Raw genomic sequence first — 23,364 nt, 5'->3', positions numbered from 1 at the left:
GAAGCGTGACGAGGGACAGGTATGGCAGTTGCGGAATCGGCGGGTCTCGGCCCGGTATTGGCCTTTGCGCTGGTGGGTGTGTGCGGTGTCGGGGCGCAATGGCTGGCCTGGCGCCTGCGCCTGCCCGCCATCGTGATCATGCTCGTCGCTGGGCTCATCGCGGGCCCCGCGACGGGGCTTTTGAACCCGAGCCGCGATTTCGGCGAATTGCTGAGCCCTCTGATCGCGCTCGCCGTGGCGGTGATCCTGTTCGAAGGGGGATTCTCGCTCGATTTCCACCGCTTGGGCGATGCGAAAACCGGGGTCCGGCGGCTGGTCTTCATCGGCGCGCCTCTGGGCTGGTTGCTCTCGGCACTCGCGCTCGTCTGGGGGGCAGGGCTCAGCTGGGAAAGCGCGGCGGTCTTTGGCGGCATCATGGTCGTCACCGGCCCCACGGTGATCGCGCCGCTTCTGCGCACGGCGAAACTTGCCCGCCGCCCCGCACGCCTGCTGCAATGGGAAGCGATCGTGAACGACCCGATCGGCGCGCTGGCGGCGGTTCTGGCCTTCGAGGTGGTGTTCACGCTGCGCTCCAACCTGCCGATGGGCGAGGCGGTCGGGCATCTCGCGCTCGGCATCGGCTTCGCGGCTGCGATCGGTGGCGCAATCGGCTGGGGTATCGCGCGCAGCTTCTCGCGCGGGTGGGTGCCGGAATTCATGAAGGTGCCGGTGCTCTTCGCGACGCTTCTGGCCACCTTCGCGGTGACGGATCACGTGCTGCATGAAAGCGGGCTGCTGGCGGTCACGGTGATGGGGCTGGTGATCGGCAATGCCGACCTGCCGTCCTACGAGGAACTGCGCCGCTTCAAGGAGCATGCGACGGTCTTGCTGGTCTCGGGCGTGTTCATCCTGCTCGCCGCGAATATCGAGATCGACCAGTTGGCCGCCCTCGATTGGCACGCGCTCCTCTTCGTCATTCTCGTGGTGCTGGTGGCGCGGCCGCTGACGGTGCTGATCTCATTGATAGGGACGAGTCTGCCGCGCAACGAGCGGCTGCTGATCGCCTTTACCGGCCCGCGCGGGGTGGTTCTGGTCGCGGTGGCGGGCCTCTTCGGGCAGCGTCTGGCCGAGATCGGCGTCGCGGACGGGCTGCGCATCGGGCCGCTGGCCTTCGTGCTGGTGCTGGTGACGGTGATCGTGCATGGCTTCACGCTGGCGCCGCTCGCGCGGAAACTGGGGCTCGCCAATGCCGACAAGCCGGGCCTGCTGATCGTAGGCGGTTCGCGCTTCACCACGGCGCTGGCCGAGACGCTGAACAAGGCCGAGGTGCCGGTGCTGATCACCGACCCGAACCATGCCCACCTGATCCGCCCGCGCGCCAATGGGCTCAAGACCTTCTACGGCGATATTCTGGGCGAAGCGGCGGAGGACAAGGTCGAGCTGATGGCCTATTCGACCCTGCTCGCGGCCACCGATAACGACGCCTACAACACGCTCGTCGCGACCGATCTCGCGCCCGAGCTGGGCCGCGACAAGGTCTGGCAGGTGCCGCGCCAGAAGGACGACCGCGAACGTCACGCGCTGCCGACGCAGCTCGGTGGGCGCCGCTTTGGCGAGGGGCGGACGCTGGAGAATTGGGAGAAGCTGCTGTCGGAGGGCTGGCGGTTCCGGGTCACCCGGATCACCGAGGAATACAGGCTGCCCGACTGGCGCAAGAAGCGGCCCAAAGCGAAGCCCGTGATGGTCGTGGCGAAAAGCGGCGATCTGCGCTTCGTGATCGATGCGGCCGAGATGAAGGTCGAACCGGGCGGGCGGTTGATCTCGCTCCTGCCGCCCGAGGCATTCGAGGAGGAAACCGCGCAGAAGGCCAAGGCCGGGGAGAAGCCCTCGGGTCAGCCGGGGCCTGCCGCGCGAATCCCGTGAGGGCTAGTCGATCCGGGCGGTGAGGGTGCGGCGGGCGATCACCGCGCCGTCGCGGCTGAGCGTGATCTGGCCGTCGTAGCGGCCCCTCGGCCATCCGCCCGGCGGGGCTTTCTTGCCGACATACCGGAAGAACCGGGCCTTGGACGCGTCGCCCTCGCTGGTCGTGTCGATGCTAATCCCGTTCGGGCCGGTGATCTCGAACCCGATCGTGTCCCCAGTTCGCAGGCCGAAGCCGTAGCCCCACAAGATTAGCGCGGGTGCGGTGTCGCTGGGCGGGGGCAGGGGAGCACCGGCCAAGACTGTCTCGAAGCGTGGCAGGGTGGCGGTGAACCCGGCCGCCAGCCAACCGCTCGGTGAATATTTTACCGGGTCGGACCAGAGCGTTTGCGTCGCATCGGTGGCGCAGGCGTCCTGCATGTCAGGATCGAACGGGTCGACGACGGCGTCGTCGTGGCGCAGCGAAAGGTGCAGATGCGGGAACTCCGCTTTACCTGATTGTCCGACGAGGCCGAGCGGGGCGCCCGCCGCCACCTGATCGCCGCGGATCACGGAGATGGAACCTTCGCGCAGGTGGCAATATTGGGTCTGCCAGCCGTTGCCGAGATCGATGGTGATCCCGTTGCCGCATTCCTTGCCTGCAGCTGTCTGCCCGCTGGCATAAGCTCCGTCGGGTTCCCCGTCGCGGGTGGCGATCACCCGGCCCGGGGCGGCGGCGATCACCTGCACGCCCGCCTGCATCTGCGCTTCGGTCAGTAGCGCGAAATCGGTGCCCTTGTGGCGATCATAGGTCAGCCTGCCGCAACCCGCATCGCGCGCGCCGGGGCCGGGGTCGCGGTCGACGTAGTTCTGGATGTAGCAATCTTGGCCAAGCGTGCACTCGACCGGCATCTGCAGCTTCGGCGCGTCGGATAGAAAAGTCCCGGCCATGCAGGGCACGGCCGGGACGAGTAGGCTTATCAATACCGCGCGGAGCACGGTCTAGATCATTCGGCGGTCAGCAGGCGCGGCTTGGAGCCGGAGATCCGCTTCTTGCCCGGTTCCTCGACCTTGATGACGATCTTGTCGTCCTTGATCGAGACCTTGGCGACGCCGCCCTTGGTGAGCTTCCCGAAGAGCAGCTCTTCGGCGAGCGGCTTCTTGATATGCTCCTGAATGACCCGGCCCAGCGGACGCGCACCCATCTTGTCGTCGTAGCCCTTCTCGGCGAGCCAGTTCGCGGCGGCCGGGGTGAGCTCGATATGGACGTTGCGGTCGATCAACTGTGCTTCGAGTTGCAGCACGAACTTGTCGACCACCTGCAAGATCACCTCGCGCGGCAGCGGCGCGAAGCTGACCACCGCATCCAGACGGTTGCGGAACTCGGGCGTGAAAGTCCGCTCGATCGCGGCCGTATCCTCGCCCTCGCGCCGATCGCGCCCGAAGCCGATTGCGGTCTTCGCCTGCTCGGCGGCGCCCGCATTCGAGGTCATGATCAAGATCACATTGCGGAAGTCGACGGTCCGGCCGTTATGGTCGGTGAGCTTCCCGTGATCCATCACCTGCAGCAGGATGTTGTAGACATCCGGGTGGGCCTTTTCGATCTCGTCGAGCAGCAGCACGCAATGCGGGTGCTGGTCGACGCTGTCGGTCAGCATGCCGCCCTGATCGAAGCCGACATAGCCCGGAGGCGCACCGATCAGACGCGAGACCGCGTGCTTCTCCATGTATTCCGACATGTCGAAGCGCATCAGTTCCACGCCGAGCGTATCGGCGAGCTGCTTGGCGACCTCGGTCTTGCCGACGCCGGTCGGACCCGCGAAGAGGTAGTTGCCGATCGGCTTCTCCGGCTCGCGCAGACCCGCACGGGCCAGCTTGATCGCGGAGGACAGCGTCTCGATCGCCTTGTCCTGGCCGAACACGACGCGCTTGAGGGACTTCTCGAGATCCTTGAGCACCTCGGCATCGTCCTTCGAGACCGATTTCGGCGGGATCCGCGCGATCTTGGCGACGACTGCCTCGATCTCTTTCGGGCCGATGGTCTTGCGCCGCTTGCTTTCGGCCACGAGATGCTGGGCCGCGCCCGCCTCGTCGATCACGTCGATCGCCTTGTCGGGCAGCTTGCGGTCATGGACATAGCGCGCCGACAGTTCCACCGCCGTCTTGATGGCGTCGTTGGTGTAGCGGATGTCGTGGTGCTTCTCGAAATAGGGTTTCAGACCCATCAGGATCTTGATGGAATCCGGCACCGACGGCTCGTTCACGTCGATCTTCTGGAACCGGCGGCTCAGCGCGCGGTCCTTCTCGAAATGCTGGCGGAACTCCTTGTAGGTGGTGGAGCCCATGGTGCGCAGCTTGCCGCCCTGAAGCGCGGGCTTCAGGAGGTTGGACGCATCCATCGCGCCACCCGAAGTCGCGCCAGCCCCGATCACGGTGTGGATCTCGTCGATGAAGAGGATCGCGTCGGGATGCTCTTCGAGTTCCTTCACCACGGCCTTCAGACGCTCCTCGAAGTCGCCGCGATAACGGGTGCCCGCGAGCAGCGCACCCATATCGAGCGAGTAGATCGTCGAATTGGCGAGGATCTCCGGGGTTTCGCCGCGCGTGATCTTCAGCGCGAGACCTTCCGCGATCGCGGTCTTGCCCACGCCGGGATCGCCCACCAGAAGCGGGTTGTTCTTGCGGCGGCGGCACAGCACCTGAATGCAGCGCTCCACCTCGTGCTCACGCCCGATCAGCGGGTCGACATCGCCCTTCTCGGATTTCGCGTTGAGGTTCACGCAGTATTTCTCGAGCGCGGAATCCTTGGCTTCGGCCTGGGTCGCCCCTTCGGCTTTGGCCTCTTCCTCGGCACCCGACACCGGGCGCGTTTCGCCGAACTCGGGGTCCTTCGCCACGCCATGCGCGATGAAGTTCACCGCGTCGTAGCGGGTCATGTCCTGCTCTTGCAGGAAATAGGCGGCGTTGCTTTCGCGTTCCGCGAAGATCGCGACGAGCACATTGGCCCCGGTCACTTCCGAGCGGCCCGAGCTTTGGACATGGATGGCCGCACGCTGGATCACGCGCTGGAAGGCCGCGGTCGGCACGGCTTCCGAACCTTCGATTTCGGTCACGAGGGTGGACAGCTCATCGTCGATGAACTCCACCAAGGTCTGGCGCAATTCGTCGGTGTCGACGGCGCAGGCCTTCATCACCCGCGCGGCGTCCGGCTCGTCGATCAAGGCGAGGAGCAGGTGTTCTAGCGTCGCGAGTTCATGCTTTCGGGCATTGGCGAGCGCCAGCGCCCCGTGGATTGCCTGTTCGAGCGTATTGGAAAACGACGGCATTATCTGCTCCTTTCCTCGGAGGGCGGCGCGGGAGGATACCCAGCCTAGTGTTGCCCTATAAGATTAAAGTTCGGTGGAAATCGCCGCGCTTCAAGTCTTTTCATGCCCAAAATCCGACCGGACTCCGATTCGTGCGGAAAAAACGGTCATTTAACGGGCGCGACGGTGCAGGGATACCGATGAGGCGCGCAATATCTTGGGGGGTTGCGTGTGACCTCTCCCATATGGGGAGGGTTTTCGCGCGTTCAAGCGTATTGCCGGTTACTTGGGCGACTCGCCGCGGCTTTCAGCGGTGTCGTATTGCGTGTCCTCATAGACCGGCGGACGGCGCGCGGTGCTCTGGTGCAATTCCGCGGCCAGTTCGGCCTCTTCGGGGTCAGTGTTGCCCGCGCGCTCAGGGGTGTCTTCGGCGCTCGCGGCGGGTGTCGATTTGGACGATGGCTCCTCTTCGTCGTCGTAGACTTCCTCGTCGAGCTCCGCCTCGGTATGGGCGGCAGGCGAATGTTCCAGCAGCAGCGCCATGATGTCGGTCCGGGTCAGGATCCCGACGAGCCGTCCGCTTTCGGTCACCGGCACGACGCGCGCCTCGCGCCGGGCCAGCCGTTCGAGCAATTCGCCCACCGGCGTGTCGCCCTCGACCGTCTCGATATCGGTATGGAAGATCGCGCGGACCTCGGCCTCAGGGGGCGCCGCGCGGAACCGCAGCGGGCGGCGCAGGATGTCGAATTCCTTGAACAGTTCCTCCAGCGCGTCGTGCTGATCGACCACGCCCAGATAATAGCCGGAATTGTCGACCACCGGCAGCGTGTGCACGTTGAGCGCGGTCATCTTGCGCACGATTTCCGACAGCGGCGCTTCGGGGCTGACGGTGACGGGGTTCTGCGTCATCAGATCGCGCACATGCGTATCGGCGAGAAGCGACTCGGCGGCGCGGTGTTCGGCCACCGCCATCAGCCGTGCCAGATCGGCGGGGTCCATATTGGCCGACTGGTTGAACTCGACCAGAAGGTTCGACAGGTCGCGCTGGCTGAGCGAGCGGGCCGGGCCGCGGGCGCGTCCGACATGGGCCGGGTGATAGGCGAGCGGGCGCGTCGGATAGGAAATCCCGAACAGCCGGTTCCAGAGCATCGCGAAACCGATCATCAGCACGGTCATCACCGCGATCGGGAAGATCGCGAAATCGAAGCCGAGCCGTCGCCCGGCCTCATGTTCCAGCACCACCAGCAGCGCGATCCCGGCCGCCGGCGGATGCAGAGCGCGCGCCGCCATCATTGCCGCAATCGACCCGCCCACCGCGAGCCCGTCCGCATAGGGCGGCGGCGTCACCATCAGCACCGCGACCGGCACCACGGCGGAGATCATCATCCCCATCATCGCGGACCATGGCTGCGCCAGAGGCGAATTCGGCAAAACGAACAACAGCACCGCCATCGAGGCGAAGCTGGAGACGAGGTAGATCCCGGCCTGTCGCGAATGGGGCAGGGTGGCCACGATGAAGGTCACGACGAGGATCGCCACCCCCGCACCGACCGCGCCGCGCAGAATGTCGACCGCGGGCCTGCGCCCCATGGAGGGGCCGAAGCGGCGCAACTGGCGGCGGACATTCTTGGGCAGGTGTGAGATCGGCATCGGTTCGCTGGGGTCGGAAAAGGTGAAACAGGTATCGCGCCTGCCACGCGCGGATGCAAGCGCGGGGCGGCGAGGGCGCAGTGGCGCGGCGTCGCCGGTTCGAGGCTGGGTGACGACTGCAAGGGCGTCTGACATCTTGCCATCATGCGCGGCGCCTCTATGGTGCGGCGCGACTTTACAGGCGGGACAGAAGACGGAGACAGCGCGATGGCCGGACCGATAGACAAGACGCTGCGCACGGCGAAGAGCCATGCGAAAAGCGGGGCCTTTGCCGAGGCCGAGGCGCTCTATCGCGAGGTGCTGGCAAGGTTTCCCGGCAACAAGCGCGCGCAAGCCGGGCTGGCCGAGATCGCGCAGACCCGCGCCTCCACCCGTCCGATGAACCCGCCGCGCCCGGTGATCGACCAGCTCTTCGGCCTTAAGAAGTCGGGCCGTGACCGCGAGGCCGCCGAGGCCGCCGCCCGCGTTCTCAAGCAATTCCCGCGGGCTCCGGCTGCGATGGAAGTCCGTGCCGCGGCACTCTCGGCGCTGGACGATCACGAGGGCGCGGCGGCGCTCTATCGCGAATTGGTGGGGATGTTCCCTGACGCGCCCGACGCGCATGGCAGCTACGGCAACGAACTGATGGCGCTGAACCGCGACGACGAGGCCGTGGCCGAGTTCGAGCGCGTTTTGGAACTACGGCCCGGCGATCCGGTTTCGCTCAATAACATCGGCAATGCGAAACGCCGGGCGGGCGAAGACAAGATCGCGCGCGAGCTCTATCAGGCCGCCCATGAGGCTGCGCCCGATTTCGCCGAGGCACAGCTGAATCTGGGGAATATGCTGGCGAAAGATGGAGAGCTGGAGGAGGCGGAATTCCACCTCAAGGCCTTCTTGCACAAAGTGCCCGATCACTATCTGACCCTGTCGTCGCTGGGCGATCTCCTTCTCGCAAAAGGCGACAAGCAATCGGCGCGCGAGAATTACGAGCGCGCTTTGCACTATCGGCCCGGCTTCCCCGATGCGCTCGCCGGGCTCGCCCATATCCAGCGCGCCACGGCGGACGATCCGCTTTTCGATGCGCTCACGGCTTCGCTCGCGCAGCCGGGCCATAGCGCGAAGCAACGTGCGGGGCTCGAATTCGCGCTTGGCAAGCTGCGCGAGGAGTCGGGCGAGACCGAGGCCGCTTTCGGTCACTACACGCGCGGCAATGCGCTGCGCAAAGAGGCTCAGGGCTACACCATTGCGCGCGACGTGGAGCGTTTCGCTCAGATCAAACAGGCGTTTCCCGCCCCACCCGCCGAAATTCCCGAAACCGCGCCTGATGGCCCCGAGCCGATCTTCATCGTCGGCCTGCCGCGCTCGGGCACGACCCTGACCGAGCAGATCATCTCGGCGCATCCGCAGGTCGCACCGGGCGGAGAGCTGACCGAGCTGAGCCAACAGTTCAACGAGTTCGACTGGACCGATCCCGATCTGCTGGCGCAGAAAGCGCCCGAGATCCGCGCCGAGTATCGCGAGAAACTGCGCAAGCTCGGGCAGGGCGCGCCCTTCGTGACCGACAAGATGCCGCTCAATTTCCGCTGGTTGGGCGAGATCCGGGCGCTTTTCCCGCAGGCGAAGATCGTCCACACCAACCGCGACCCGCGTGCGGTGATCTGGTCGATCTTCCGGCTCAATTTCAGCTCCGACGGCAATGATTACGCCTATGATCTGGATGATCTGGTTGCCTATCATGGCCTCTATCGCGACCTGATGGCGCATTGGCGCACGCTGTTCGGCGCGACGCTTTACGATCTCGATTACGAACAGCTGACCGCGACGCCGGAGCCGGTGATCCGCGACATGCTGGCCTATCTCGAACTGCCTTTCGACGAGGCGTGTCTGCGCCCGCAGGACAATACGCGCATCGCGCGCACCGCGTCGCGCGATCAGGTTACGAAACCGATCTACAAGGGCAGCTCGCAGGCGTGGGAGAAATTCGCGCCCCATCTGGAGGCAGCTTTCGCCAAGCTCGACTGAGAGTCTGGGCTTGTCCTCTGGAGATCCCGCCGATTCAGGCGGGCCTTGAGCCATGTCGCTGCGACCGGCCCTTAGCGGCGCTTGTCATCGTCCGGGTGCTCGCTATGGTCGGGACGATTTTGCGAAGGAGAGCCAATGGCTGGGTCCGTTGACAAGATTCTGCTTGCCGCGCGTGGTCATGCAAAGCGTGGGGAAATCGCGCAGGCCGAGGCGCTTTACCGCGAGGTGCTTGGGCGCTTTCCGGGCAACAAACGCGCGAGAGCGGGGCTTGAGGCACTGGGACAGGCCAGTAAGGTGAAACCCGTCGCGGGGCCGCCGCGCGCGCTGATTCAGCAGTTGATGGGGCTGATGCAGACGGGGCGCAATCGCGAGCTGATCGACCAGGCGAACCGCGCGCTGCGGATCCATCCTGACACCATACTGTTGCTTGAATTCCGCGCGGCGGGGCAGGGGGCGCTGGGCGACCATGCCGGGGCGGCCGAGACCTACCGCCGCCTGATCGCCTTGCGTCCGGATCACGCCGATACGCACGGCAATCTGGGCAATGAGCTGATGGAGCTGGGCCAGCACGAAGACGCGATCGCTCAGTTCGAGCGCGTGTTGGCGCTGCGTCCACGCGATCCGGTCGCGCTCAACAATCTGGGCAATGCGCTGCTCGCGCTCGGGCGCGAGGCCGAGGCGCGCACACGGTTCGAGGCCGCGCTCGAGGTCGCGCCGAATGATGTGCATATGCTCAATAATCTGGGCAATCTGCTGCTGAACGAGGGGGATTTCACCGGGGCGCGGCTCCGGTTGGAAAAGGGGCTGTCGCTCGATCCGCGCCATGTGTTGCTGTTGAACAATCTTGGCATCGTGCTTCTCGCCGAAGGCGACATCGCGGGGGCGCAGGCACGGTTCGAGGCGGCGCTGGCTGCTGACCCGAGTTATGCCGAGGCCTGGTGGAACCTCTCGCCCCTGCATCGCTTCGTGCCCGATGACCCGCTGCTTTCACAACTCGAAACGCAGGTCGCGGCGGAAGGCCATTCGGAGCACGATCGGATGCTGCTCGAATTCGCGCTGGCCAAGGCGCAGCATGATGTGGGCAGGACCGAGCGGGCCTTCGCGCTCTGGCATTCGGCCAATGCGCGGCGCAAGGCCGAACTGGGCTATGACATCGCGCAGGATCGCACGCTGTTTGCGCAGCTGCGCGACCGGTTTGCCGAAGCTTATCCGCCGATCCCCGAGACCGAGGCCGACCGGGCTGCCCCGGTGCCGATCTTCCTGCTGGGCCTGCCGCGTTCGGGCACGACGCTGGTCGAGCAGATCGTCACCCAGCACAGTCAGGTCGCGCCCGGCGACGAGATCGCCACGCTGGATAGCGAGATGAGCGCGCTCGACTGGAGCGACCCGGAGGCCCTGACCCGGGAGGCGGGGCGCATCCGCGCCGCCTATTACGAGACGCTGACCGGGCTGGCCGATGGCAAGCCCTTCGTGACCGACAAGATGCCGCTCAATTTCCGCTGGATCGGCGCGATCCGGGCGCTGTTTCCGCGCGCGCTCATCGTGCATGTCCATCGTGATCCGCGCGCGACGCTCTGGTCGATCTATCGCAACTTCTTTTCCAGCGCGGGGAATGGCTACGCGCATGATCTGGACGATCTCGTGGCCTATCACGGGCTCTATCGCGATCTGATGGCGCATTGGGCGACGCAGCCCGGCACGATCATCGATTGCGACTACGAGGCGCTGACGGAAGACCCCGAGGCGCGCAGCCGCAGGTTGATCGAGGCTCTCGGGCTACCTTGGGAGGATGCCTGCCTGCGCCCTCAGGACAACGCCCGCACGGTTGCGACCACGTCGAACACGCAGGTGCGCAAGCCGATCTACAAAGGCAGCTCGCAGGAATGGGGGAAATACGCCCCCTATCTGGAGGCAACCTTCGCGAAGCTCGCCTGAGCGCGGGCTTGCGACGCGCAGGGGCCGCGTTAATCTGCACGGACCACTGAGAGAGCCCTCCGATGCCCGACCTGTCCCATATTCTCGCCTTCGGTGCCGTGGCCCTCGCCATGGTGCTGAGCCCCGGTCCCAACATGATCTATCTGGTGTCGCGCACGATCTGTCAGGGGCGAGGCGCGGGGATGATCTCACTGGGTGGGGTGGCGCTGGGATTTGTCTTCTACATGCTTTGCGCGGCCTTCGGGATCACTGCGATCGTGCTCGCCGTGCCCTATGCCTATGACGCGCTGCGAATGGCCGGGGCGCTCTATCTGCTCTGGCTGGCATGGCAGGCGGTGCGACCGGGCGGGCGCTCGGCTTTCGTGATGCGCGAGTTGCCGGTCGACGGGCCGCGCAAACTGTTCGTGATGGGCTTCGTCACCAACCTGCTCAATCCGAAGATCGCGGTAATGTATCTGTCGCTGCTGCCGCAATTCATCGACCCCGCGGCGGGATCGGTGCTGGCGCAGTCACTGGCGCTTGGCGTGGTGCAGATCGTTATCTCGGTGGGCGTGAATGCTGCTATCGTGATGGGCGCCGGCGCATTGGCGCAGTTCCTCGCGACGCGTCCGCTCTGGATGCGGGTGCAGCGCTGGGCGATGGGGACGGTGCTCGCCGCGCTGGCGCTGAGCGTGTTGCGCGACGCGCGACGGTGAGGCCTAGAACCGGTCTTTGCGCGCGCGCGCTTCGGTGAAGACTTCGACCGGCGTCGCGTTTTCGGGCAGGCCGAGCGCCGCGCGCAGTTTCGGATCGTCGCCGCGCAGGAACGGGTTGGTCGCTTTCTCCAGACCCAGTTCGACCGGAACGGTGGGGCGGGCCTGAGCGCGAATGGCGCGGACATTCTCCATCCGGTCGATGAGGTTCGGGTTCTCCGGTTCGATCGAGAGCGCGAAGCGACCATTTGCCTCAGTATATTCATGCCCCGAACAGACCAGCGTCTCGTCGGGCAACTCGCTAAACCGCGACAACGTGTTATACATCTGTTGCGCCGAGCCCTCGAAGAGACGTCCGCAGCCCCAACTCATCAGGCTGTCGCCGGAAAACAGCAGACCGCCCTCGGGGAAGTAATAGGCGATATGGCCGACCGTATGCCCATCGGCGGGCAGAACCTCGACATGCTCCATCCCGATCGCGAGTTTTTCGCCGGGGCTGACCTCCTGATCGAGCTTGGGCAGACGATGCGCATCCGCCTTGGCCCCCACGATTTTCGCCCCCGTCGCCGCTGACAATGCCTGAACGCCATCGATGTGATCGGCGTGATGATGCGTCAGCAGGATCAGGTTTGCTTTCCAGCCCCGTTCGTTCAGCGCCTTCAGGATCGGCGGCGCTTCGGGAACGTCGATCACGGTGGTTGTGTCCGTCGCCGCCTCGTGCACGACATAGGCATAGTTGTCGGCGAGACAGGGAATGATGAGAAGCTCAACGGCCATGGTGTTTTCTACCGCTTTGATTATCTTGGCACATAGCTAAGCCGAAGGAAGCGAAAGGCGCAATGCATCTCGACGTACTCGACCTGCGGAATTTCTACTACCGAACTCAGCTAGGCCGTGCGGCGCAGCGGGCAATCCGAGATCGGGTTGTTTCCATGTGGCCCGCGACGGGGCCGCAGATGGCGGGGCAGACGGTGGCGGGCTACGGCTTCGCGGTGCCGCTGCTGCGTCCCTATCTGGAGCCTGCGCGCCGGGTGATCGGGTTGATGCCGGCCGAGCAGGGCGTGATGCCCTGGCCTGCGGGGATGCCCAATGTCTCGGTTCTGTGCGACGAGGCGCGCTGGCCGCTCGAGACGGGCCGGGTGGATCGGCTGATCGTGATGCACGGGCTGGAGACCTCCGACAATTCCGAGGCCTTGATGCAGGAATGCTGGCGGGTGCTGGGGCCGGGGGGCAGGGCGCTGTTCATCGTGCCGAACCGCGCGGGTCTCTGGGCGCCGCGGGAAACCACGCCCTTCGGTTTCGGCAAGCCCTACACGCTGGGGCAGCTCGACCAGCTCGCGCGCCGTTCCGGCTTCGTGCCCGAGCGGCATACCGGGGCACTCTATATCCCGCCGAGCCATCGCCGCTTCTGGCTGCGCTCGGCCGCGATGTGGGAACGGCTGGGCACCAAGGCGGCGGGCGTGCTGGCGGCGGGCGTCGTGATGCTGGAAGTCTCCAAACAGGTCCATGCGCGCCATGATTCCGGCCTGGGCGCGCGGGTCCGCAAACCGCTGTCGATTCTCGAAGGGGCGGTAAAACCGGCGACGGACCCGGCCTGACACGGAGTTAATGCCTCCCGCGGGAAAAACAGTCGAGACGCAACAATCACGTTCGCGTACCGCCCGTCGCGCAACTCTCATGTGTTCCGTCGCGGGAGGCGGATAATTATCGAACTGCCAACGCGTATTGAGGTGAATCACCCCCGCGCGGCGTTCCGTGACCAACCGGTCCAAATTCCTGTTAGCGCCCACAAAATCCTCCCGTCCCTGTCACCTTCCCGCGACGAAGGGCAGATTGGAGTGCTTCTGCTCACATTCTCGTGCTCAAGATGGTTGCGAGGGGGGGATTGCTCTGCTAGTGACCTCCCCGATAAGCGGCGCGGAGGGCATGTCTCAAGCGCGCCGGGGGAGCGCCCCATGGCCTGTTCCGGGTCGGGGCAAAACGCATCGGAAGGGTGGACGTGTCCGAACCAGCTTCGATTTCCGCAAGCATCGCCGGCCGCTATGCGCTGGCCATTTTTGAACTCTCGCGCGAAGCAAATGCCCTCGCCGCGCTCGAAGCCGATGTCTCCGCGCTGTCGGAGGCGCTGGCTGGCTCTGACGAGCTGCGTGAGGTGATTGCATCGCCGGTCTACACGCGCGACCAGCAGGCAGCCGCAATCGGCGCTCTGGCAGGCAAGATGGGCCTGTCGGACCCGATGAAGAACGGTCTGCAGCTGATGGGCGCCAAGCGTCGTCTCTTCGTGCTGCCGCAGCTGCTCAAGGCGCTGTCGGATCTGATCGCGGACGAGAAGGGCGAAGTGACCGCAGATGTCACCTCGGCCAGCAAGCTCAGCGCCGCACAGGCCAAGAAGCTCGCCGAAGTGCTGAAAAACCAGACGGGCAAGACCGTCAAACTGAACACCGCCGTCGATGAAAGCCTCATCGGTGGTATGATCGTAAAGCTGGGCTCGCGCATGGTCGACACGTCGATCCGTTCGAAGCTCGCTTCTCTCAAGAACGCCATGAAAGAGGTCGGATAAATGGGCATCCAAGCAGCTGAGATTTCTGCGATCCTCAAGGAGCAGATCAAGAATTTCGGGCAGGACGCCCAAGTGGCCGAAGTCGGTCGCGTGCTGTCGGTTGGCGACGGTATCGCGCGCGTCTACGGGCTCGACAACGTCCAGGCCGGTGAGATGGTTGAATTCCCCGGTGGTATCCGCGGGATGGCACTGAACCTCGAGACCGACAACGTCGGTGTCGTGATCTTCGGTTCGGACCAAGACATTAAAGAAGGCGACACCGTCAAGCGCACGAACTCCATTGTGGACGTGCCGGTCGGTGAAGCGCTGCTCGGCCGCGTGGTCGACGGTCTCGGCAACGCGCTCGACGGCAAAGGCGCCATCGAAGCGAAAGAGCGTCGCGTCGCCGACGTGAAAGCTCCGGGCATCATCCCGCGTAAATCGGTTCACGAGCCGATGGCGACCGGCCTCAAGTCGGTTGACGCGATGATCCCGATCGGCCGTGGCCAGCGCGAGCTGATCATTGGCGACCGTCAGACCGGTAAGACCGCAATCGCGCTCGACACCATTCTGAACCAGAAGTCGTATAACGACGCCGATCCGTCCAACAAGCTGCACTGCTTCTACGTCGCGATCGGCCAGAAGCGCTCGACCGTGGCGCAGCTGGTGAAGAAGCTCGAAGAGACCGGTGCGATCGAATACACCACCGTGATCGCCGCGACCGCTTCGGACCCCGCGCCGATGCAGTACCTCGCACCCTACACCGCGACCGCGATGGCGGAATACTTCCGCGACAACGGCATGCACGCGCTGATCATCTATGATGACCTCTCGAAGCAGGCTGTCGCTTATCGCCAGATGTCGCTGCTGCTGCGTCGCCCGCCGGGCCGCGAAGCTTACCCGGGCGACGTGTTCTACCTGCACTCCCGCCTGCTGGAGCGTTCGGCGAAGCTGAACGAAGACTTCGGCGCCGGTTCGCTGACCGCTCTGCCGGTCATCGAAACCCAGGGCGGCGACGTGTCGGCCTTCATCCCGACCAACGTGATCTCGATCACCGATGGTCAGATCTTCCTCGAGACGGAACTCTTCTACCAAGGTATCCGTCCCGCCGTGAACACCGGTCTGTCGGTGTCGCGCGTTGGTTCGTCGGCTCAGACGAACTCGATGAAGACCGTGGCGGGCCCGGTTAAGCTGGAACTGGCACAGTATCGCGAAATGGCGGCCTTCGCTCAGTTCGGCTCGGATCTCGACGCCGCAACCCAGAAGCTGCTGAACCGTGGTGCGCGCCTGACCGAGCTGATGAAACAGCCGCAGTATTCGCCGCTCACCAACGCGGAAATCGTGGCCGTCATCTTCGCCGGCACCAACGGTTATCTCGATAACATCCCGGTTTCCGAGGTCGGCAAGTTCGAACAGGGTCTGCTGGATTACCTGCGCAACTCGCGCAAGGACATCCTCGACTGGCTCACGAACGAGGATCCGAAGATCAAGGGTGACGCGGCCGACAAGCTGAAAGCCGCTATCGACGAATTCGCCAAGACCTACGCGTGATTGGCCTGAAAGGACAGGGACATGCCCAGCCTTAAGGACCTTAAAAACCGGATCGGAAGCGTCAAGAACACGCGGAAGATCACCAAGGCGATGCAAATGGTCGCCGCCGCAAAGTTGCGCCGCGCTCAAGAAGCGGCCGAAGCTGCGCGCCCCTATGCCGAGCGGATGCACTCCGTGATGGCGGGGCTCGCAAGCTCGGTCCAGGGCCGGGACAACGCGCCGCGCCTGCTTTCGGGCACCGGTTCGGACAAGGTGCAGCTTTTGGTGGTCATGACCGCCGAACGCGGCCTGTGCGGTGGCTTCAACGCCAATATTGCGAAGCTCGCGCGCCAGACGGCTGAAAAGCTGCTGGCCGAGGGCAAAGAGGTGAAGATCCTCACCGTCGGCAAGAAAGGCCGCGATGCGCTGCGCCGTGAATACGGTCAGTACTTCATCGGCCACGTCGATCTGAGCGACGTTAAGCGCCTGAGCTATGACGACGCGCAGAAGATCGCTCGCGACCTGATCGGTCGCTTCGACAATGGCGAGTTCGACGTCGCGACGATCTTCTTCTCGATCTTCGAGAGCGTGATCGCGCAGCGCCCGACCGCGAAGCAGATCATCCCCGCTTCCTATGAACCGGAAGAGGGCGAAGAAACGCCGAGCGTGAACTACGACTACGAACCCAGCGAGACGCAAATCCTCGAGGATCTGCTGCCGCGCGGGGTCGCCACGCAGATCTTCACGGCTCTGCTGGAAAACGGTGCCTCGGAACAAGGTGCGCGGATGTCAGCGATGGACTCTGCGACGCGCAATGCGGGCGATATGATCGACAAGCTGACGATCGAATACAACCGCACGCGCCAGGCCGCGATCACCAAGGAACTCATCGAAATCATTTCGGGCGCCGAGGCGCTCTGACGGAACCGGAGAAAGACAGACATGGCAAGCAATGGTAAAGTGACCCAGGTCATCGGCGCCGTCGTCGACGTGCAGTTCGACGGCGAGCTGCCTGCGATCCTCAACGCGCTGGAAACCGAGAACAACGGCAAGCGCCTCGTTCTCGAAGTGGCTCAGCACCTCGGCGAAAACTCGGTGCGTACCATCGCAATGGACGCGACCGAAGGTCTCGTGCGCGGCGCCGGAGTGAAAGACACCGGCAAGCCGATCTCGGTGCCGGTCGGCAACGCGACCCTCGGCCGCATCCTGAACGTGATCGGCGAGCCCGTGGACGAGAAGGGCCCCGTGGAAGCGGACGAAACCCGCGCCATCCACCAGCCCGCGCCGAACTTCGAGAGCCAGGCGACCGCCTCGGAAATCCTCGTGACCGGCATCAAGGTCATCGACCTGCTCGCACCCTACTCCAAGGGTGGTAAGATCGGCCTGTTCGGCGGCGCTGGCGTCGGCAAGACCGTTCTGATCATGGAGCTGATCAACAACATCGCGAAGGTGCACTCGGGCTACTCCGTGTTCGCCGGTGTGGGCGAGCGGACCCGTGAAGGGAACGACCTCTACCACGAGATGATCGAATCCAACGTCATCAAGCCCGACGATCTGTCGAGCTCGCAGGTGGCTCTGGTCTACGGCCAGATGAACGAGCCTCCGGGTGCGCGTGCGCGTGTCGCTCTGACCGGTCTGACCCTGGCCGAGCAGTTCCGCGACCAGTCGGGTACCGACGTTCTGTTCTTCGTGGACAACATCTTCCGCTTCACGCAGGCAGGTTCCGAGGTGTCGGCACTTCTGGGCCGTATCCCCTCGGCAGTGGGCTACCAGCCGACGCTGGCCACCGACATGGGTGCGATGCAGGAGCGTATTACCTCGACGAAAGCCGGCTCGATCACCTCGATCCAGGCCGTCTACGTGCCCGCGGATGACCTTACCGACCCGGCTCCGGCCACCACCTTCGCCCACCTTGACGCCACGACCGTTCTGTCGCGTGCGATCTCGGAACTCGGCATCTACCCGGCTGTGGACCCGCTGGACTCGTCCTCGCGTATCCTCGATCCGGGCATCGTCGGCGAAGAGCACTACAAGGTCGCCCGTCAGGTGCAGGAGATCCTTCAGCGCTATAAGGCTCTGCAGGACATCATCGCCATCCTCGGCATGGACGAACTGTCCGAAGAGGATAAGCTGACCGTGGCTCGTGCCCGTAAGATCCAGCGTTTCCTCTCGCAGCCCTTCGACGTTGCGAAAGTGTTCACCGGTTCGGACGGCGTTCAGGTTCCGCTCGAAGACACCATCGAGTCGTTCAAGGCGGTTGTTGCAGGCGAATACGATCACCTGCCCGAAGCAGCCTTCTACATGGTTGGCGGCATCGAGGACGTGAAAGCGAAAGCCGAGAAACTCGCCGCTGCGGCGTAAGGAGGCATTATGGCCGACACGATGCAATTCGATCTCGTTGCGCCCGAGCGCAAGCTGGCCTCGGAAGAGGCGGCGGTCGAGGTCATGGTGCCTGGTGCGGATGGTGACCTCACGGTCATGCCCGGCCACGCGCCGATGCTGACCACGCTGCGTCCCGGCAAGCTGACGATGGTGACGCGGTCGGAAACCCAGAGCTACGCGGTGACGGGTGGCTTCGCCGAGATCACCCCCGAGGGGATCACGGTTCTGGCCGAGCGTTCGCTGCCCGCGGAAGAGTTCACCAAGGAAGTCCACGATCGCCTGATCGAGGAAGCCCGCCGCGTCCATGACGAGGCGCATCCTTCGGTGGCCGACATGACCGCGAAGCTGCTGGCTGACATGGAGGCCCTCGGCTCGCATATGCTGAGCTGAGACCTCTCGCGAAAAGATTTAGGAAGCCCCGGATTTTCCGGGGCTTTTTATTGTCTGCAGTTGGGGTAAGCTCTGCCTCAGGTTGAAGGAAAGAGGCCGTCTCGCGATGATCACGATCGAAAGCCACCGTCTGGGGATGCAACGCGGCTCGCTCGTGCTGTTCTCCGACTATCAGGATGGCGGCGCCATGTGGACGGGCGAGGGCCCGCGCGAGTTGCGCAAGAAGGTTGCCTTCCCCGAGCCGTTTCGCGCGACGCCGATGGTGCAGGTCTCGCTGTCGATGTGGGACGTGGACGGCAAGCACAATTCGCGGATGGATATCTCCAGCGACGGCGCCACGCCCGAGGGGTTCGTGATCGTCTTCCGCACCTGGGGCGACAGCCGTGTGGCGCGGGTGCGCGCGGATTGGCTGGCACTGGGCGGTGTCTCGCATGAGGATGACTGGGACATCGACTGATCTGCGCCGACCATCCCATGAAAAACGCCCCGCCGATCGGCGGGGCGTTTTCCTATGTCTGGGGGAGGGCGGTTCGCAAACCGCCCCGCCGAAAGATCAGTCGAGCGCCTTGAAGTTCAGCGCCGCACCTTCGTCCTTGATGCCCGAGAACCAGCGCGCCGTGACGGTCTTGGTCTTGGTGTAGAAGCGGAAGGCGTCCGGGCCGTACTGGTTGAGGTCGCCGAAGGCCGACTTCTTCCAGCCGCCGAAGGTGTAGTAGCTCAGCGGAACAGGGATCGGGAAGTTGATGCCGACCATGCCGACATTCACGTTCGCCGCGAAGTCGCGCGCCACGTCGCCATCGGCGGTGTAGATCGCGGTGCCGTTGCCGTAGGGGCTGTCGATGACAAGATCGAGCGCCTCGTCATAGGACTTCGTGCGCACCATCGACAGGACCGGGCCAAAGATTTCCTCTTTGTAGATGTCCATGTCGGGGGTGACGTTGTCGAAGAGCGACGGGCCGACAAAGAAGCCGTCCTCATAGCCCTGCAGCGAGAAGTCGCGGCCGTCGACGACAAGGTTCGCACCCTGATCGACACCCGAATTGATGAGCGACTTGATCCGCTCCTGCGCCTGCTTGGTGATGACGGGGCCGTAATCCACGTCGTCGCCACCGGTATAGGGGCCGACTTTCAGCTTCTCGATCTTCGGCACGAGACGCTCGACCAGCGCATCCGCCGTGCCGTCGCCCACCGGGACCGCAACCGAGATCGCCATGCAGCGCTCGCCAGCGGCGCCGTAGCCCGCGCCGATCAGCGCGTCGGCGGCCTTGTCCATGTCCGCGTCGGGCATGATGATCATGTGGTTCTTCGCACCGCCGAAGCACTGCGCGCGCTTGCCGTTGGTTGCCGCACGACCGTAGATGTATTGCGCGATCGGGGTCGAACCCACGAAGCCCACGCCCTGGATCGTTTCGTGATCGAGGATCGTGTCCACGGCTTCCTTATCGCCGTTGACGACCTGCAGTACGCCATCGGGAAGACCGGCTTCCTGCGCCAGTTCCGCAAGCATGATCGCGGTGGTCGGCACGCGCTCGGACGGCTTGAGGATCATCGCGTTACCGGCCGAAAGCGCCGGGCCCATTTTCCACAGCGGGATCATGGCGGGGAAGTTGAACGGCGTGATGCCGGCCACGACGCCCAGCGGCTGACGCATCGAGTAGAGGTCGATACCGGGGCCTGCGTCGCCCGTGTATTCGCCCTTGAGCATCGCCGGCGCGCCCATGCAGACCTCGATCACTTCGAGGCCACGCTGCACGTCGCCCTTCGCGTCGGGGATGGTCTTGCCGTGCTCTTTCGACAGAGCCTCGGCGAGCTTGTCCATGTCGCGCTCGATCAGCTGACCGAATTTCATCATCACGCGCGCGCGACGCTGCGGGTTGACCTTCTGCCATTCCAGCTGCGCTTTCGCGGCGTCCGCGATTGCCGCATCCAGCTCGGCCGGAGTGGCCAGCGCGACCTTGGCGATCTGCTCGCCGGTGGCGGGGTTGAAGACTTCGCCGAAGCGGCCGGACGTGCCCGCAACGCGCTTGCCGTTGATCCAGTGACCGATTTCTTCCATGAGACGCTCCTCCTACAGATAATCTTGGCTTGGGCGCACTCTAGCCTTGCGAAATTGAGCATAAAAGAGGAAGTAGTTCAAAAGCGTTTTGCATTTTTGCAAAGAGGGACGCGATATGGACTGGGACGACTTGCGGATTTTCCTTGCCGTCGCACGGGCCGAGAGCCTGTCGGGCGCCGGGCGGCGGTTGAAGCTGGACGCGGCCACCGTGGGGCGGCGCATCGCGCGGCTCGAAGAAGGGGTGGGGGCGAAGCTCTTCGTGAAATCGCCACAGGGCTATGCGCTCTCCGAGTCGGGCGACCGGCTCCTGCCCCATGCCGAAGCGGCGGAGCAGGTCTTTGCAGGCGCCGATGAGGAACTCTCCGGCATCGCGGGCCAGTTGACGGGGCAATTGCGGATCGGCGCGCCCGATGGCTGCGCGAATTATCTTCTGCCACAGGTCTGCGCGAAGATCGCCGAGGACAATCCCGGGCTGGAGATCCAGGTCGTCGCCTTGCCGCGGGTCTTCAACCTCTCGAAACGCGAGGCGGATATGGCGATCGCGGTCTCGCGCCCGACCGCAGGCCGCCTGACCGTGCAGAAGCTGAGCGATTACCACCTTAGCCTTGCCGCCCATCGCGACTATCTCGCAAAAGCACCGCCGATCACCTGCAAGGAGGATCTGCGCCATCACCGGATGATCGGCTATATCCCCGACATGATCTTCGACAAGGAGCTGGATTACTTCGCCGAGACCGAGGCCGAGGTGATGGGGCTGGCGTCAAATTCAGCGGCCGTGCAGACCCGGATGATCGAGGCGGGCGCGGGGGTGGGCATTGTCCACGACTTCGCGATCCCCTTCGCCCCCGGCGTGCAACGCGTGCTTGGCGACGAGATCCGGCTCAATCGCGCCTTCTGGTTGATCCGCCATGCCGATGACCGCCGATCCGAGCGCCTGACCCGCTTCGCCGAGGCGTTGGGGCAGGGGCTGCGCGACGAGGTTGCGCGGCTCGAACACGCTGCGGTTGAAATATAACTGGCGGCCCCGTGAACCGCAAAGCCGTTGACAAATCTATGAAAGCAGTGGGACGCTTGGGTTTAGACGACGTTTTTCAGGGAGACGCCGATGCAGGTTATGCAGATTCTCAAGAACAAGGGCGAGATGGAAGTTTTCACCGTCGCCCCCGACATGAAGCTGAGCGAGGTGATTGCCACGCTTTCTTCGAAACGCATCGGTGCGGTGATCGTCTCGCAGGACGGGGAAACCGTCGACGGGATCGTCTCGGAACGCGATGTCGTGCGTGAAATCGCCCGGCGCGGTGCCGATTGTCTGGTGATGACCGCCGGAGATGTCATGACCCGCGACGTCAAGCATTGCGCCCCGATGGACAGCACCGAAGAGGTGATGAGCCTGATGACCGAGGGCCGCTTCCGCCACATGCCCGTGCGTGAGAACGGCAAGATGGTCGGCGTGATCTCGATCGGGGACGTTGTCAAGGCGCGTCTGAACGAGCTCCATATGGAGAAAGAGTCGCTTCAGGGCATGATCATGGGCAACTGATGCCGCATTGCGGCACCTTCCCGCTTGCATTTAGCCACGCAATATAGTTGCGTGCGCTGAGCTTTTTGGCGGGCGACGAGGGAGGATGCCATGCGGATCGGTCTTTACCCCGGAACTTTCGATCCGGTCACGCTGGGCCACCTCGATATTATCGAGCGCGCGATGGCTCTGGTGGATCGGCTCGTGATCGGGGTCGCGATCAACCGGGACAAGGGGCCGCTTTTCTCGCTCGAGGAACGCGTCGCCATGCTTCAGGACGAATGCGCGAAGATCACCGACCGCCGCGGCGGAGAGATCGTCGTCCATCCCTTCGAAAACCTGCTGATCGACTGCGCCAAGGATGTCGGCGCCAGCGTGATCGTGCGCGGCCTGCGCGCGGTGGCCGATTTCGAATATGAATTCCAGATGGTCGGGATGAACCGCGCGCTCGACGCCTCGGTCGAGACGGTGTTCCTGATGGCCGATGCACGGCGTCAGGCGATCGCCTCGAAGCTGGTGAAGGAAATCGCGCGGCTCGACGGGGATGTCTCGAAATTCGTCACCCCCGCCGTGCGCGATGCCTTGGTCAAGGCTTACGCCAACCGCTGATCAGCCGTTCGAGGCGGCGTTGCCCGACGTGCCGCTTTGCTGCGATTTCTGCTGCATCTGAGTGCTGCCGCTCGCATTTGCCGAGGATTTCGTGGCGTTGCCCGCCTGCTGCGGCAGGTTATCGAGACCCCATTGGTCGATCACGACGGAATCCTCGACGCCTTTCAGCGCAAGGTTCGCCTCGTAGTAATTGCCCGATTTGATGAGCTTGGACGCGTCCTGCAGATGGGCGAGCGACGCTTTCGCGGGCACCATCGCCGCCGAGATGGACACGTCGATATCGTTGTCCTTCAGCGTCTTGGCGGCGGCTTTCGCGTTCCCCTGTGCCATCTGCTGATTGGCCTTGCCGACCGCTTTCTGGTTATCCGGCGTGACCGTGAAGCTTTCGCCAAGCGCGATGGAGCTGTCGAAGGGCAGGTAGGTCACGCCTTTCTTGCCCGCTTTCGAGGGTACGCCCCATTTGCTCTCGGCCTTCTCGGCGGACTGCATTTTCGCAGTGGCGTCCTTGGTCATCTTGGTCGCCATGTCGGTATTGCCGTCGAAGATCGCCAGACGCGCCGCGCGCACTTCGCGCATCGCCGTGTAGGCGTCATTGACCGTGGTCAGCAAGTCCTTGTCGGTCGAGCTTGCCGTGGTCTGCGAGACGGCGTCATTGCCTTGGTTCTGGGCGCTCTGCATCGCGGTGCCGCTTGAATTGCTGTTGGCGTTGGTGGTGGCGGCATTGGCCATCTCAAAGCTCGCGGGGCCCGCGATCAGCGCGGAGGAGAGGGCGAGGGCGAGGAATTTCTTGCTGCGTTCCATGGGATATTCCCTTTCGTGATGGGGTTCAGCTAAGGCGGAGGCGCCGAGGTGGCGCGCTCCATGGCCCCAAAACG

Annotated in this window: 20 protein-coding genes; 14 read left to right on the top strand and 6 right to left on the bottom strand. The window is 64.2% G+C overall.

Annotated elements, in window-relative coordinates:
* Window positions 1-21 precede the first annotated feature (21 nt).
* Window positions 22-1,902 carry a sodium:proton antiporter gene (locus BMI87_RS01585; RefSeq protein WP_078519411.1) on the top strand — a complete coding sequence of 627 codons (1,881 nt, stop codon included), beginning with the start codon at window positions 22-24 and terminating at the stop codon, window positions 1,900-1,902.
* Between the two features lie 3 nt (window positions 1,903-1,905).
* On the opposite strand, the gene BMI87_RS01580 is transcribed toward BMI87_RS01585, so the two are convergent.
* The 3 genes from BMI87_RS01580 to BMI87_RS21940 form a co-directional block, all read right to left on the bottom strand.
* Complete coding sequence (locus tag BMI87_RS01580) at window positions 1,906-2,790, bottom strand: M23 family metallopeptidase (RefSeq protein ID WP_168175140.1); 885 nt, start codon at window positions 2,788-2,790, stop codon at window positions 1,906-1,908.
* Between the two features lie 95 nt (window positions 2,791-2,885).
* Window positions 2,886-5,204 carry an ATP-dependent Clp protease ATP-binding subunit ClpA gene (gene clpA / locus BMI87_RS01575; RefSeq protein WP_078519409.1) on the bottom strand — a complete coding sequence of 773 codons (2,319 nt, stop codon included), beginning with the start codon at window positions 5,202-5,204 and terminating at the stop codon, window positions 2,886-2,888.
* A gap of 261 nt (window positions 5,205-5,465) precedes the next feature.
* Window positions 5,466-6,968 carry an HPP family protein gene (locus tag BMI87_RS21940; RefSeq protein WP_168175139.1) on the bottom strand — a complete coding sequence of 501 codons (1,503 nt, stop codon included), beginning with the start codon at window positions 6,966-6,968 and terminating at the stop codon, window positions 5,466-5,468.
* A gap of 72 nt (window positions 6,969-7,040) precedes the next feature.
* On the opposite strand from BMI87_RS21940, the gene BMI87_RS01560 reads away from it, so the two are divergent.
* The 3 genes from BMI87_RS01560 to BMI87_RS01550 all read left to right on the top strand — a co-directional run bounded on the left by BMI87_RS01560 (window position 7,041) and on the right by BMI87_RS01550 (window position 11,467).
* Complete coding sequence (locus tag BMI87_RS01560; protein ID WP_168175138.1) at window positions 7,041-8,837, top strand: tetratricopeptide repeat-containing sulfotransferase family protein; 1,797 nt, start codon at window positions 7,041-7,043, stop codon at window positions 8,835-8,837.
* Window positions 8,838-8,972: 135 nt separating this feature from the next.
* Window positions 8,973-10,772: a tetratricopeptide repeat-containing sulfotransferase family protein gene (locus BMI87_RS01555; protein ID WP_078519407.1), complete on the top strand. Its 1,800-nt coding sequence runs from the start codon at window positions 8,973-8,975 to the stop codon at window positions 10,770-10,772.
* 62 nt (window positions 10,773-10,834) lie between these two features.
* On the top strand, window positions 10,835-11,467 hold the full coding sequence (locus BMI87_RS01550) for a LysE family translocator (protein ID WP_078519406.1): 633 nt from the start codon (window positions 10,835-10,837) through the stop codon (window positions 11,465-11,467).
* A 3-nt stretch (window positions 11,468-11,470) separates the two neighbouring features.
* On the opposite strand, the gene gloB is transcribed toward BMI87_RS01550, so the two are convergent.
* The gene (gene gloB, locus BMI87_RS01545; protein WP_078519405.1) at window positions 11,471-12,241 is read right to left on the bottom strand and encodes a hydroxyacylglutathione hydrolase; all 771 of its coding nucleotides are present in this window, start codon (window positions 12,239-12,241) and stop codon (window positions 11,471-11,473) included.
* A 62-nt stretch (window positions 12,242-12,303) separates the two neighbouring features.
* Here gloB and BMI87_RS01540 point away from each other — a divergent pair, with 62 nt between their 5' ends.
* From BMI87_RS01540 to BMI87_RS01510, 7 genes are all read left to right on the top strand, one after another.
* Window positions 12,304-13,062: a class I SAM-dependent methyltransferase gene (locus tag BMI87_RS01540; RefSeq protein WP_078519404.1), complete on the top strand. Its 759-nt coding sequence runs from the start codon at window positions 12,304-12,306 to the stop codon at window positions 13,060-13,062.
* Between the two features lie 401 nt (window positions 13,063-13,463).
* Complete coding sequence (locus tag BMI87_RS01535; RefSeq protein WP_078519403.1) at window positions 13,464-14,024, top strand: F0F1 ATP synthase subunit delta; 561 nt, start codon at window positions 13,464-13,466, stop codon at window positions 14,022-14,024.
* On the top strand, window positions 14,025-15,554 hold the full coding sequence (gene atpA, locus BMI87_RS01530; protein WP_075774502.1) for a F0F1 ATP synthase subunit alpha: 1,530 nt from the start codon (window positions 14,025-14,027) through the stop codon (window positions 15,552-15,554).
* A 21-nt stretch (window positions 15,555-15,575) separates the two neighbouring features.
* On the top strand, window positions 15,576-16,454 hold the full coding sequence (locus BMI87_RS01525; RefSeq protein WP_078519402.1) for a F0F1 ATP synthase subunit gamma: 879 nt from the start codon (window positions 15,576-15,578) through the stop codon (window positions 16,452-16,454).
* 21 nt (window positions 16,455-16,475) lie between these two features.
* On the top strand, window positions 16,476-17,894 hold the full coding sequence (gene atpD / locus BMI87_RS01520) for a F0F1 ATP synthase subunit beta (protein WP_078519401.1): 1,419 nt from the start codon (window positions 16,476-16,478) through the stop codon (window positions 17,892-17,894).
* A gap of 9 nt (window positions 17,895-17,903) precedes the next feature.
* Window positions 17,904-18,305 (top strand): F0F1 ATP synthase subunit epsilon, encoded by a 402-nt coding sequence (locus tag BMI87_RS01515; RefSeq protein ID WP_078519400.1) that lies wholly within the window; start codon window positions 17,904-17,906, stop codon window positions 18,303-18,305.
* Between the two features lie 106 nt (window positions 18,306-18,411).
* Window positions 18,412-18,762: an H-type lectin domain-containing protein gene (locus BMI87_RS01510; protein WP_078519399.1), complete on the top strand. Its 351-nt coding sequence runs from the start codon at window positions 18,412-18,414 to the stop codon at window positions 18,760-18,762.
* Window positions 18,763-18,858: 96 nt separating this feature from the next.
* On the opposite strand, the gene BMI87_RS01505 is transcribed toward BMI87_RS01510, so the two are convergent.
* Window positions 18,859-20,361: a CoA-acylating methylmalonate-semialdehyde dehydrogenase gene (locus BMI87_RS01505; RefSeq protein WP_078519398.1), complete on the bottom strand. Its 1,503-nt coding sequence runs from the start codon at window positions 20,359-20,361 to the stop codon at window positions 18,859-18,861.
* A 115-nt stretch (window positions 20,362-20,476) separates the two neighbouring features.
* On the opposite strand from BMI87_RS01505, the gene BMI87_RS01500 reads away from it, so the two are divergent.
* From BMI87_RS01500 to coaD, 3 genes are all read left to right on the top strand, one after another.
* Window positions 20,477-21,376, top strand: a complete 900-nt coding sequence (locus BMI87_RS01500; protein ID WP_078519397.1) for a LysR family transcriptional regulator — start codon at window positions 20,477-20,479, stop codon at window positions 21,374-21,376.
* A gap of 90 nt (window positions 21,377-21,466) precedes the next feature.
* The gene (locus tag BMI87_RS01495) at window positions 21,467-21,901 is read left to right on the top strand and encodes a CBS domain-containing protein (RefSeq protein WP_078519396.1); all 435 of its coding nucleotides are present in this window, start codon (window positions 21,467-21,469) and stop codon (window positions 21,899-21,901) included.
* 90 nt (window positions 21,902-21,991) lie between these two features.
* The gene (coaD, locus tag BMI87_RS01490; protein WP_078519395.1) at window positions 21,992-22,489 is read left to right on the top strand and encodes a pantetheine-phosphate adenylyltransferase; all 498 of its coding nucleotides are present in this window, start codon (window positions 21,992-21,994) and stop codon (window positions 22,487-22,489) included.
* Here coaD and BMI87_RS01485 read toward each other — a convergent pair whose 3' ends face one another.
* A complete protein-coding gene (locus tag BMI87_RS01485) occupies window positions 22,490-23,290 on the bottom strand; it encodes a YfdX family protein (protein ID WP_078519394.1) in 801 nt (266 codons plus the stop codon).
* Window positions 23,291-23,364: the final 74 nt, after the last annotated feature.

The organism is Thioclava sp. F28-4 (genome assembly GCF_002020045.1).
In the GTDB taxonomy this organism is placed as follows: domain Bacteria; phylum Pseudomonadota; class Alphaproteobacteria; order Rhodobacterales; family Rhodobacteraceae; genus Thioclava; species Thioclava sediminum.
The sequence above is the reverse complement of the archived record's forward strand: the minus strand, read 5'-3'. Positions and strand labels throughout refer to the sequence as shown.